This window comes from Streptomyces sp. NPDC045956, assembly GCF_056430705.1.
The window spans coordinates 271,704-283,304 of sequence record NZ_JBWKKZ010000003.1 but is presented as its reverse complement, the minus strand read 5'-3'; the positions used below and the strand labels follow the sequence as shown (position 1 = coordinate 283,304).

Annotated in this window: 8 protein-coding genes; 5 read left to right on the top strand and 3 right to left on the bottom strand. The window is 74.2% G+C overall.

Annotated features, from left to right (window positions below; translation table 11 throughout):
* Window positions 1-11 precede the first annotated feature (11 nt).
* Window positions 12-1,982 carry a DNA/RNA non-specific endonuclease gene (locus tag AC07FV_RS10265; protein WP_479086101.1) on the top strand — a complete coding sequence of 657 codons (1,971 nt, stop codon included), beginning with the start codon at window positions 12-14 and terminating at the stop codon, window positions 1,980-1,982.
* Between the two features lie 31 nt (window positions 1,983-2,013).
* Window positions 2,014-3,048 carry a hypothetical protein gene (locus AC07FV_RS10260; RefSeq protein WP_479086100.1) on the top strand — a complete coding sequence of 345 codons (1,035 nt, stop codon included), beginning with the start codon at window positions 2,014-2,016 and terminating at the stop codon, window positions 3,046-3,048.
* 155 nt (window positions 3,049-3,203) lie between these two features.
* Here AC07FV_RS10260 and AC07FV_RS10255 read toward each other — a convergent pair whose 3' ends face one another.
* Window positions 3,204-3,368 (bottom strand): hypothetical protein, encoded by a 165-nt coding sequence (locus AC07FV_RS10255; RefSeq protein WP_479086099.1) that lies wholly within the window; start codon window positions 3,366-3,368, stop codon window positions 3,204-3,206.
* Between the two features lie 246 nt (window positions 3,369-3,614).
* Window positions 3,615-5,288 carry an AMP-binding protein gene (locus AC07FV_RS10250; protein ID WP_479086098.1) on the bottom strand — a complete coding sequence of 558 codons (1,674 nt, stop codon included), beginning with the start codon at window positions 5,286-5,288 and terminating at the stop codon, window positions 3,615-3,617.
* A gap of 124 nt (window positions 5,289-5,412) precedes the next feature.
* Here AC07FV_RS10250 and AC07FV_RS10245 point away from each other — a divergent pair, with 124 nt between their 5' ends.
* The 3 genes from AC07FV_RS10245 to AC07FV_RS10235 all read left to right on the top strand — a co-directional run bounded on the left by AC07FV_RS10245 (window position 5,413) and on the right by AC07FV_RS10235 (window position 10,330).
* Window positions 5,413-6,252 carry a helix-turn-helix transcriptional regulator gene (locus AC07FV_RS10245; protein ID WP_479086096.1) on the top strand — a complete coding sequence of 280 codons (840 nt, stop codon included), beginning with the start codon at window positions 5,413-5,415 and terminating at the stop codon, window positions 6,250-6,252.
* A gap of 158 nt (window positions 6,253-6,410) precedes the next feature.
* Entirely contained in the window at window positions 6,411-9,302 is a 2,892-nt protein-coding gene (locus AC07FV_RS10240) for an ATP-binding protein (RefSeq protein ID WP_479086095.1), read from the top strand.
* Window positions 9,303-9,541: 239 nt separating this feature from the next.
* The gene (locus tag AC07FV_RS10235) at window positions 9,542-10,330 is read left to right on the top strand and encodes a S1 family peptidase (RefSeq protein ID WP_479086094.1); all 789 of its coding nucleotides are present in this window, start codon (window positions 9,542-9,544) and stop codon (window positions 10,328-10,330) included.
* 91 nt (window positions 10,331-10,421) lie between these two features.
* On the opposite strand, the gene AC07FV_RS10230 is transcribed toward AC07FV_RS10235, so the two are convergent.
* A complete protein-coding gene (locus AC07FV_RS10230; RefSeq protein WP_479086093.1) occupies window positions 10,422-11,540 on the bottom strand; it encodes a winged helix DNA-binding domain-containing protein in 1,119 nt (372 codons plus the stop codon).
* Window positions 11,541-11,601: the final 61 nt, after the last annotated feature.

The following is an 11,601-nucleotide window of genomic DNA, read 5'->3' as shown; positions in this document are numbered from 1 at the left end:
TAAGTACGACCATGCGACCATCCTCTTTCCTCGCGCGATATCGACGCGCGGCCGTTCCCTTGCTGGCCGTCCTGGTCCTGGGCACCACCACCGCGATGGTGCCCGCGTCCCAGGCACCGGAGGTGTCCCGGGCCTCCCAGGCGTCCCCCCGCGCGGTGGACGGCCCGGACCCGGCCGACAGGACCGGCGTTCCGGCCCCCACCGAGACCGTGCCCGTCCCGGTGGTGGCCGGCGAGCACTGCGAGCCCACCCGCGCCGGCTCCCGCGAGCGCAGGTCGGGTGCCGTGGAAGCCTGCGTCACCACCAGCACCGAGCCGGTGACGTCGGCCGAGCGGCGGTCCCTCGCCGCCGCACAGCCGGCGACGGCCTCCGCCGCCGCCGACGAGGTCAGCTGCTCGATCACCTCGCCCGGCCAGTGGATCTACAACCGCTTCGGCTACTGCGTCAGCGGCCTGACCGTGCTGTACGTGCTCAAGGACAGCAACGGCAAGGAACTGGGCACCGGCACGCTCGACGTCACGACCAGTGCCCTCCTGCCCCCCGCGGACACGACGTGGAACGAGCACGTCACCGTGACCATGACCGGCGCGACCGGGGCCGTCACGTCCCTGACCGCGAAGTTCCGGTCCGCGTGCTCGGTCGGCTGCAAGGCCACCAAGAACGCCCCGTGGTACGGGGGCACCCTGGTCAAGGGCGATGCCCGCAACGGTCGCGTGACGTACGCCTCCACCCCGGCCCCCGGCACCAAGGTCGAGTTCACGACCTCGTACGAGCTGTACGTCGCCGCGCCCGGCGCCCAGGTCATCGACCCGAGCGCCACCTGGAGCAACCCCAGGCCGATCCGCTGCGACGACGATGTCCGGGACACCGGCTCCACCGGCACTCCCGCTCCCGGCTGCGTGGTGCCCAGCATCATGCCGGTCGTCACCATCGACGGCACGTCGCGCGCCGCGGCGGCCGGATACTTGTGGGCCCAGCAGAACCTCGCCAACGGCTGGGGGCGCGACACGCCGCTGACTCGGGCGAAGAGCGGCATGGCCGACCGCACCGCTCGCACCTGCCAGGGCTCGAAGCCCTTCCAGCCCATGACGACCCTCGTCACGGACGACAGCTGCGGCACCTTCCCCTTCGCGGCCACCCACGAAGGAGGGACCGACGGGGCCCAGTGCGCCGAGATCATCCCCAACGACAACGGCGGAGGCTGGAACATCCACCAGTTGGGGACCGCAGACGCCGCCAGGCCCTGTGTGCGTGCCCACATACCGCTCGCGGACAAGCAGTCCGCCGAGACGCAGCTCGACGCGGGCTTCGTGAACCAGCGTGTGCTGGAGGCCGAGCAGTTCAAGGTGGAGATCACCAGCTCGACCGCCGGGCCGCAGGCCGCCTGTCTGAAGAACGCGCCCACCGACTCGCTCCCGGCCGGCAAGGGGTGGATCAGGAACACCACCGAAGCGGTCGCACATGTCAACAAGACCACGACCCCGCTCGGACCGGCCGGTGACCGGGCGACCACGGCTCAGGCCTGCGTGGGCAAGGACCCCGATGAGGGCAGTGATGCCGTGGGTGACATCACCGGCTGGCAGGACGCGGAGCTGTTCCGCGACAGCAACTCCCCCGGGACGGGGCTCGCCCGGTGCCACCTCATCGCCAACATCCTCGGCGGGAAGGGCCGCGTGCTGGACGGCGGACAGCGCAACCTCGTGCCCTGCTGGCAGTCCGGTATGAACACCGGTACTCCCAGCATGCGGACCTTCGAGCAGGCGATTCAGAAGCTGGTGAAGGAGGACGCCAACTTCGGGGCCGGTGACGCCGTTCTTTACCAGGTCACGCCCGAGTACCTGGATGCCAGCAGCACGATTCCCGTGGGTGTGGCGATGACCGCTACAGTCGAGCGCGCGGACGGCTCTTCGCAGCCGCTCTTCTCCGACCAGTACATACCCAACACCAAGGGCAACACCGGGACGCTCAACCTCGGGAACTGAGCCCGGTCGATTCGCGCCATCGGGAGCCAGTATGAGCAGTACCACCCCACCGCGGCCGCTCGACGTCGCCGCGCTCTTTCCTCAACTGGCCCCGATGGCACGCACGGCGACCCGGCTGCATCCACGCGCCGGGTCCCCGTCGCCGCACGACAGCTCGGTCGGCGGGCCGCTGCTGTGGCCCGCCGGCGAGCCGTGGCCCCACTGCGACGGCCCGCACGAGTGGGACCAGGTGAACGAGCCCACCTCACCGGAGGACGTGCGTCTGCAACGGCGCATCCAAGCTGCCGCGGCGAGTCGAGCGGACGGCGCGTCCGGGTACACGCCGCAGGAGCGGGCGGTCATCGAGCGGATCAATGCCGGCCGCCCGTGGCCCGAGGGGCCGATCGCCATGCTGCCCGTGGCCCAGCTGTACGCGCGCGACATCCCCTCGCTGCGCTTTCACGGGCAGGCCGACGCCGATCTGCTCCAGGTGCTGTGGTGCCCCTTCGACCACCCGGAGCACCCGAGGACCGCGCTCTTCCGGCGGTCCGCCGCCGCGGTCACCGACGTGCTCGGCACACCCCCCGAGCCGCCTGCGGTCCAGTTCTCCGGCTACGTGCCCCAGCCCTGCCTGCTCTCGCCGGAGGAGGTCGTCGAGTACCCGCACTACCTGGAGCTGGGCAAGGAACTGCGGGAGCTGCTGGCGGACTGGAGCAGGTGGCAGGCAGCGGAATCCGCGGTGGACAGCGCCTACGCCATGGCTCCGCAGGAGCTCTACATGGATCAGCTGTCCGTCTCCCCCGGCTGGAAGGCCGGTGGCTGGTCCCGTTGGGGGCTGACCGACCCCATGCCCCGGGTCTGCTCCACGTGCGGCGCCGGGATGGAGCCGCTGCTGACCATCGCCACGACCGAATGGAACCGCGGCACCAGGAGCTGGGCCCCGGAGGGGGACCGTGCCCGCCACCCGCTTCCTCCCGGCATCCCCCCGGCGAACCACACCCGCATCGACATCGCCCGGGGCTACGACCTGCAACTCCACGTCTGCCCGGTGTCCCCGGACCACCCCCACCTGGAGCTGGTCCAGTAGGCCCCCGCAAGCGCCCGTACGCGCGCAGCTGAACTCCTCGACCTCCCCGAACCGGAGGGGACGCCGGCCTGCGGTCCCGGCCGTCGCCGACTACGGGAGAGCTGGGACTGGAGGTCGGCCTCGACCAGGCGGGGGGCACTGGCCGAGGCCGACGATCACTCCCGATCCGACCTCAGTTCATCGCGCACCGCGCGGATCGACCGGATCGCAGTGATCATCTTTTGAGTGAGGGAGGGGACCTGGTCGAAAAGGTGGCCCAAGACGGTAAAGCCCCCGACGACCGCAGCGGTACCCACAGTCACCCAGCCTGCCAGTTCCATGTAGCTCCTTTCTGGAGAGGGGACGGCGGAGGCGCGAGCCCAGTGCCGACAACCCCCCGTCCAGCACGTGGAACTGGCCTGCTACACCGGCCCCCTTCACAGGGGACTGCTACATGTCCTTGCGGGCCCTCTCAGGTTACTGACCTTCGCCTGCCCTGTCCCGGGCTTCTGGAGAGGAGGGCGGCCGAGGGCCCAACGGTCCCGGCGGGACTCGTCCGACGTTCGGGCGGCTGTGGGGGGGTGGGGTCATCGGAAGTCCTCCTCGCGGTACTCGTCGGCGGAGCCGGCGGCCGTGGCCTCGCGCAGCTCGATGCGGCGGATCTTGCCGGAGACGGTCTTGGGCAGCTCGCCGAACTCCAGACGGCGGATGCGCTTGTAGGGCGCGAGGGTGCGGCGGGAGTGCTCGAAGAGGACCTTCGCGGTGTCCGGGCCCGGCTCCCAGCCCGCCGCCGGGACCACGTACGCCTTCGGCACCGCGAGGCGCAGCTCGTCCGGGGCGGGTACGACGGCCGCCTCGGCGACCGCCTCGTGCTCCAGCAGGGCGCTCTCCAGCTCGAAGGGGCTGATCTTGTAGTCGCTGGCCTTGAACACGTCGTCGGCGCGGCCGACGTAGGTGAGGTACCCGTCCGCGTCGCGGGCGCCGATGTCGCCGGTGCGGTAGTAGCCGCCGGCCATCGCCTCGGCCGTGCGGTCGGGGTCGCCGTGGTAGCCGGTCATCAGGCCGACGGGGCTCTCGGAGAGGTCGAGGGCGATCTCGCCCTCGTCGGCGCCGGGGGCGCCGGTGACCGGGTCGAGGAGTTCGACGCGGTAGCCGGGGCTGGGGCGGCCCATGGAGCCGGTCTTCAGGAGCTGGCCGGGGCTGTTGGAGACCTGGACGGCCGTCTCGGTCTGCCCGAAGCCGTCCCGGACGGTCACCCCCCAGGCGCGGCGCACCTGTTCGATCACCTCGGGGTTGAGCGGCTCGCCGGCGGCGACGACCTCGCGCGGCGGGGTGGCGAGCCGGCCGAGGTCGGACTGGATGAGCATCCGCCAGACCGTGGGCGGGGCGCAGAAGGTGGTCACCGCGGCCCGGTCCATCTCGGCCATCAGGCGGGGGGCGTCGAAGCGCGTGTAGTTGTGCAGGAAGACGGTCGCCTCGGCGTTCCACGGCGCGAACAGGTTGGACCAGGCGTGCTTGGCCCAGCCGGGCGAGGAGATGTTCAGGTGGACGTCGCCGGGCTTCAGCCCGATCCAGTACATGGTGGCGAGATGCCCGATGGGGTACGAGGCGTGGGTGTGCTCGACCAGCTTGGGCCGGGCCGTGGTGCCCGAGGTGAAGTACCGCATCAGCGGGTCGTCGGCGGCGGTCGGGCCGTCCGGGGTGAAGGCGCCGGGGGCGTCGTACGCGTCCTCGTACGGCAGCCAGCCCGCGGCTGTGGTGCCGCCGACCGCGACGCGGGTGTAGCCGCCGGGGACGTCGGCGAACTTGGCGGTGTCCTCGGCCCGCACGATCACGTGTCCGACCCGGCCGCGGTCGACGCGGTCGCGCAGGTCGGCGGGGCCGAGCAGCGGGGTGGCCGGGATGACCACGGCCCGCAGCTTCATCGCGGCGAGCGCGGTCTCCCACAGCTCGACCTGGTTGCCGAGCATGACGAGGATGCGGTCCTCGGGGCCGACGCCCCACGCGCGCAGGCGGTTGGCGACCCGGGCGGAGCGGGCGGACATCTCGGCGAAGGAGACCCGGACCTCGCTGCCGTCCTCCTCGACGATGTGCAGCGCCGTGCGGTCGTTGCCCTCGGCGATGACGTCGAACCAGTCCAGTGCCCAGTTGAAGTGCGCGGGGCGGGGCCAGGTGAAGCCCTCGTACGCGGCGGCGTAGTCCTCGCGGTGCTCCAGCAGGAAGTCCCGTGCGCTGCGGAACAGCTCCGTGGCCGTCGTCATCCGTCCTCCTTCTTTGCCGGACCTTGCCGGGCGGCTGGCTGCCATCGTGTAATCCGTGATGCAGGTCTCACTACCCCCGAACGGGGGTGTGCGTCCCGGGACGGGCGCGAGGAGGGTGGAACGGGTGGCGGTGGACACGGCCGACGGGGTGGAGATCCGCAGGGCGCTGGTGCGGCTGCGGCGGACGACCGGGCTGCCGGTCGCCTTCGGCGGGCTGGTGGAGTCCGGACGCCGCCGGGTGCGCATCAGCGAGCTGAGCGGGACCGCGACGGCCGCGCTCAGCGCCCTCGCGGTGACCTCGGGCAACGGGCTGGGCGGCAAGGCGGTGGCGTTCGCGCGGCCGTGCGCGGTGAGCGACTACTCCGTCTCGCGGCAGATCAGCCACGAGTACGACCTCCCCGTCGCCGCCGAGGGGCTGCGCTCGGTGGTGGCGGTGCCGGTGGTCGTGCGGCGCCGGGTGCGCGGGGTGCTCTACGGAGCCCTGCGCGCGGCCCAGCCTCTTGGCGACCGCACATTGAGCGCGGCCGTGGAGGCGGCGCGGGACGTGGAACAGGCGCTGGTGCTGCGGGACGAGGTGGGCGAGCTGCTGACGACGGCCCGGCCGCGGCCCGGGTGCGGCCGGGCGGACTCCGCGGGTTGGGAACAGGTGCGCGAGGCGCATGCCGCGCTGCGCGCGCTGGCGCCGAGGATCGCGGATCCGGCGCTGCGGGAGGAGCTGGCGCGGGCGTGCGGACTGCTGGCGGCCGGGGGCGGGACCGCACCGCCGTCCGCCCGGCTCGCTCCCCGGGAGGTGGACGTGCTGGCGTGTGTGGCCGCCGGGGAGACGAACGCGGCGGCCGCGGAGCGGCTCGGGCTGCGCCCGGAGACCGTCAAGGCCTATCTGCGGTCGGCCATGCGCAAGCTCGGCGCCCGGACCCGTGGAGAGGCGGTGGTGGCGGCGCGCCGGGCGGGACGGCTGCCGTAGGGCGGGGGCGTCGCGGGTGTTTTCGCGCCGTCTTCCGCTCGTGGCCCCGCCGTCCTGTTGTGTCCGTCACCTCCTCGTCCCCCGGCGGTGCGAGGGGCCGTTGCCTAAGATTGGCCGGGACACGACACGCGGGTGGGACGCGGCGGGCGGAGAGGGCGGTGACCGTGCGACGGGACTTCGCGAAGGCTGCCGAATGCCGCTCCGACCTGGTCATCGGGCGGGAGGAGTCGTTCGGCGCGGCGCGCGGGCAACTCGCCCGCGGGGGGAGTGTGCTGCTGCACGGCCCCGCCGGGATCGGTAAGTCGACCGTCCTGCGGAGCCTGGCCGCCGAGTACGCGCCCACGGCCCACACCGTGCTGCGCTGCTCGGCCACCGAGTCCGAATCCCATCTCCCCTTCCTCGCCCTCGCCGACCTGTTCGGTCTCGTGCTGGAGGAGGTCTCGGACGCTCTGCCCGCCGCGCAGCGCACGGCGCTGGAGTCGGCGCTCACCGGGCGCGGCGAGTCCACACTCCAGCGCGACGGCCTGGCGCTGCGGCTCGCGGTGCTCTCCATGCTGCGCGCGCTCGCCGCGAGAGGCCCCGTCCTGGTCGTCGCCGACGACCTGCAGTGGCTCGACCCGGCCAGCGCCGAGCTGCTCGGCTTCGCCGCCCGCCGCCTGGGCGACACCCCGGTACGGATGCTGTGCGCGGTGCGGACCGAGGGTCCGGAGACGGAGGGCGCCGCGTACGACCGCCATCTGCGCGCGTCCCCGCCGGACACCCGCGCGGTGCGTCTCGGACCGCTGACCCGCGCCCAGGTCTCGGCCCTGCTCGACGACCGCGGCTACGGGGGCCTGCCCCGTTCCACGGTCCGCGACATCCACCGCACCAGCGGCGGCAATCCGCTGTTCGCGCTGGAGCTGGGCCGGGCGCTCGCCGAGAGCCCCACCGCGCCGCGGCCCGGCGAGCCGCTGCCGGTGCCGACCTCGCTGCGCGCCCTGGTCCTGTCCCGGCTGGAGATGCTGTCGGACGAGGCCCGGCGGACCCTCCTGGTGGCCAGCGCCGGCGCCCGTCCCACCCCGGCCCTGCTGCACGCGGCCGGCCGGACCGACGCCGAGGCGGAGACCGCCCAGGCGGCGCGGCTGGGACTGCTGGCGACCGACCCGGAGGGGCCCACCGTACGGTTCGCGCATCCGCTGATCTCGGCCGCGTTGTACGCCGAGGCCCCGGCGCCGGAGCGGCGGGCCGCGCACGCCGCGCTGTCCACGGCGGCCTCCGACCCGATCGAGCGGGCGCGGCACCTGGCCCTCGCCACCACGGGCACCGATCCGCGGGTCGCGGCCCGGCTGGCCGAGGCCGCCGCGCTGGCCCGGGACCGCGGGGCCCCGTCGGTGGCGGCGTCGCTGGGGCTGCTCGCGGCCCGGCACACCCCGGGGGGCGGCGCGCCGGGGCCGGACGAGCGCCGGCTCCAGGCCGCCGAGGACGCCATCACCGCGGGTGAGCAGGACCTCGCCCGGGACATCGCCCGCGAGGTGCTGACCCGGGCCACCGCTCCCGGGGAGCGGGTACGCGCCTGGATGGTGGTGATCGAGGCGGCCGGGCAGGCCATCGGCGAGGTCGACGCCGTCTTCCCGCAGGTCCTGGCCGACGCGGGGGACGACCCCCGGCTGCTCGCCCTGGTCCACTACCAGCTGGCCTGGCGCGGTCTGGTGGTGCAGGGGGACTTCGCGCAGGGCCGTCAGGAGGCGGCGCACGCGGCGCGGCTGGCGGCTCGGGCCGGGGACCGGCGCACCGAGCTGCTCGCGCTGGCCTTCCAGGCGCAGGCCGAGACGCTGATGGGGCATCCGGACGCCCCGGCGACCATCCGGCGGGCGCTGGACGAGCCGCAGGACGAGCGGGTGGCGTGCCATCACAACGGGGCGGGTTCCTCCCGGTTCCGCTGGCTGGTGATGAGCGACCGGCTGGCGGAGGCGCGGACCGCCGCGACGGCGCTGCTGCGCGAGGCGCGCCGGCGCGGGATGGCCGAGAGCGAGGTCCACTACCTGCGTTTCCTCGCCGAGACCGAGCTGCACTCCGGGCACTGCGGCCGGGCCCTGGAGCTGTCCCGGGAGAGCCTGACGCTGGCCCGGGACGCGGGCATCGGCGAGGGCGCGGGTGCGATGCAGGCCGCGCTCGCCGAGGCCGCCGGCGGGGACGTGGAACGGGCGCTGGTCCTGGCGCGGGAGGCGGTGCGGCGGGCCGAGGAGGACGGCGACGCGGTGTACCTGTCGCGGGCGCTGGCCGCGCTCGGTCACGCCAGTCTGGTGGCGGGCGACGCGGGGGCGGCCGTGCAGGCGCTGGGCCGGGTACGGGAGTTGGAGGCCGGTGCCGGCATCACCGACCCGGCGCGCGGCCGGTGGCAGGGCGACCTCGCCGAGGCGCTGGTGCGTACCGGGGCGCCGGCCGAGGCGCAGGAGGTCATCGACGTCACGCGGGTGCACGCGCTGCGGCTCGGGCGCGGTGGGGTGCTCGCCGTGCTGGAGCGGGCCGAGGCGCTGGTGCGGGCGGCGCGCGGTGAACACCGGGCGGCGGTCGCCGGGTTGACGTCGGCGCGGGAGCGGCTGGCCGAGCTGGGTTACGGCCTGGAGGAGGCGCGGGCGGCCTTCGCACTGGCGGAACTGCGGGCGGGCCGGCCGGGGCGGGCGCCGGTCCCGGCCTCGTACGACGAGGCGGCACGCCTGTTCCGGCGCTGCCGGGCGCTGCCCTGGCTGCGACGGTTGGAGGCGTCGGTCGATGCGCGGCCGGCGGTGCCCGTGCCCGCCCCGGCCCTCGCGGTGCCCGACGGTCTGGCGGGGCTCGCCGCGATGGAGCGCCAGGTGGCCGCGCTCGTGATGGAGGGGGCGACCAACCGGGAGATCGCCGGCCGTCTGTTCGTCAGCGTCAAGACGGTCGAGGCGACCCTGACCCGCGTCTACCGCAAGCTCGGTATCCGCTCCCGGGTGGACATCGTCCGACTGGCGGCGGGCCGGCGGGACGACGGGCGGAGCGAACGCGAGGCCGGTGAGGCGGAGTCGGGGGCAGGCGGCGCGTGACGCGGCCTCGGGGAGGCGGAGTCGGGGGTACGGAGCGGTGACGCGGGGCGGCACCGAGGGGTGGCCGAGGGTTTTCCCTGCCCGACTCCCCTAGGGGCTTCCCTCATTGGGGGGTCCGCGCCGCCGGTCCTAGCGTGAGCACGTGCCGCTCGCCCGGGCATACGGGGGTCTGTCCCGAGACCCCCGTGTCCACCCCCCACCCCGTGCGACCCCCCACCGGCAACCCCTTGAGGAGACTCATGTCCGGGCTCACCCGCGCCAGATCGACCGCCGCCGCCCTGGCCACCGCCGGCGCCGCGGTCACCGCGATGCTGGCCGCGCCCTCCGCCGTCGCCGCGCCGCAGCCCGTCGTCGGAGGTTCGACGACCACGACGAGCGCGTACCCCTTCGTCATGCAGGTCACGGACGCCTCGCAGAACCAGTTCTGCGGCGGCACCCTGGTCTCCCCCACCAAGGTCGTCACCGCCGCGCACTGCATGGTCGGCGAGAGCACCCGCAGCGTGCGCGTGGTCGGCGGACGCACCTACCTGAACGGCACCAACGGCACGGTCGCCCAGGTCAGCCGGATCTGGATCCACCCGGACTACACCGACGCCACCAACGGTGACGACGTCGCGGTCCTGACCCTGTCGCGGTCGATGCCGTACACGCCGGCGAAGTACGTGTCCGCCTCGGACACGTCCGTCTACGCGGCCGGCACCACCGCCCGCGTCCTCGGCTGGGGCACCACCCGGGAGAACGGCTCCTCCTCCAACCAGCTGCGGACCGCGACCGTTCCGGTCGTGTCGGACACCAGCTGCCGCGGCTCCTACGGCTCCGACTTCGTCGCGAGCGACATGGTGTGCGCCGGACTCCCCTCCGGTGGCGTGGACACCTGCCAGGGCGACAGCGGCGGGCCCCTGGTCATAGGGGGCGTCCTGGCGGGGATCACCTCCTGGGGCGAGGGCTGTGCCCGGGCGGGTTACCCGGGTGTCTACTCCCGGCTGACCACCTTCTCGGGCCTGGTGACCGCGCAGGTCACCTCCTAGCCCGATCCGGAACCGCCTGAGTACCCCTCAGGTGACAGACCGGGGGGCGTTGCGGGCCTCCACGAGCGGCCCGCAACGCCCCCTCTCCATGTCAGACGGTCACGTCGCCGCGTACGGTCCCCTGCCGGACGTCGTACGCCGTCCCCGGGTGCAGGGTCGCCAGCATCCGCTGCCCCTCGGCCGCGACCTCGTCCCACCGGGTCTTGGTGAGACGCTCGAAGGGCTCGACGACGAGGACGTCGTCGGCCGTCCGCCACAGCCCGGCGACGAAGCCGTCGACCATCAGGACGCGGTGCGCCACGTTCTTCGACCAGGTGCGGCCCTTGTGGGCGGGCGGGACGAGGCGGGTGCGGTCGGCGTGGGAGAGGAGCAGGTTGTCGAACTCGGGCAGGAAGCGGGGCGGGGCGGGCGTGTCCGGGTCGGGGCGGGGCGCGTCCGGGAGGTCGAACAGCTCGGTGCCGTCCGGTGCCCGGAAGGTGACCAGCCGGGGACGGAGCCGCTCGAAGGCCTCCCGCAGCCGGGTCAGGCCCGCCCAGGTCTGCATGTCCTTCACGGAGGCGGGCCCGTAGGCGGCGAGGTAGCGGAGCACCGTCTCGTCCGGAGCGGGAGCCGGCCGGGCGGGTCGGCCGAACCAGTGCTCGGCGGTGGTGAGCGCGACCTGTCCGCTCCTTCCCCACAGGCCGCGCGGTGTCACCTGCACGAGCGGGAGCCGGCAGCGGGCGGCGACGGCCAGGGCCTGCGGGTCGGCGTCCGTCCACCGGGCGTGGAGCGCCTCGCGCAGCCGGCCCATGGTGCGCGGCTCGGCCTCGACCAGCTCACGGGCGAGGTCGGCGAGCCGGTCCAGGTCGACGCCCACGAGGCCCTTGCGGAAGTTCCCCAGCTCCCGGTCCCGGGCGGCCTGCACCAGCGGGCGCAGGGTGAGGCAGTCGTCGACGGTGTGGGTGTGGATGGTCGAGCGGAGGGTGACCAGGCGGGCGACCCGGCGGTCGGCCATCGCCGCCGACAGGTCGTCGGGCGTGAAGCCGTCGAGGCGGGCGGCGAGGGCGTGGTACGGGGGCTTGACGTTCTGCGCCTGGAGCCCGACGAGGTGCGCGACGGCGGCCTCGGCCGGCATCGACGCGCGGTGCAGCAGCAACTGGCGTGCGAGGGTGGCGCGGTTGAGTGCCCGGGTGCCGAGGACGGGGGCCGTCGCGGATGCCTTGGTCGTCATGCCGTGCACGGTAGCGGGGGACGCGGACAGGTTCCGTCCGCGAGCGCGACGGTGGTCCGGG

Coding starts and splice junctions, on each gene's coding strand:
- AC07FV_RS10255 (WP_479086099.1), bottom strand. CDS start 3,368: ATGGAACTGGCAGGCTGGGTGACTGTGGGTACCGCTGCGGTCGTCGGG.
- AC07FV_RS10230 (WP_479086093.1), bottom strand. CDS start 11,540: ATGACGACCAAGGCATCCGCGACGGCCCCCGTCCTCGGCACCCGGGCA.
- AC07FV_RS10265 (WP_479086101.1), top strand. CDS start 12: ATGCGACCATCCTCTTTCCTCGCGCGATATCGACGCGCGGCCGTTCCC.
- AC07FV_RS10260 (WP_479086100.1), top strand. CDS start 2,014: ATGAGCAGTACCACCCCACCGCGGCCGCTCGACGTCGCCGCGCTCTTT.
- AC07FV_RS10250 (WP_479086098.1), bottom strand. CDS start 5,288: ATGACGACGGCCACGGAGCTGTTCCGCAGCGCACGGGACTTCCTGCTG.
- AC07FV_RS10235 (WP_479086094.1), top strand. CDS start 9,542: ATGTCCGGGCTCACCCGCGCCAGATCGACCGCCGCCGCCCTGGCCACC.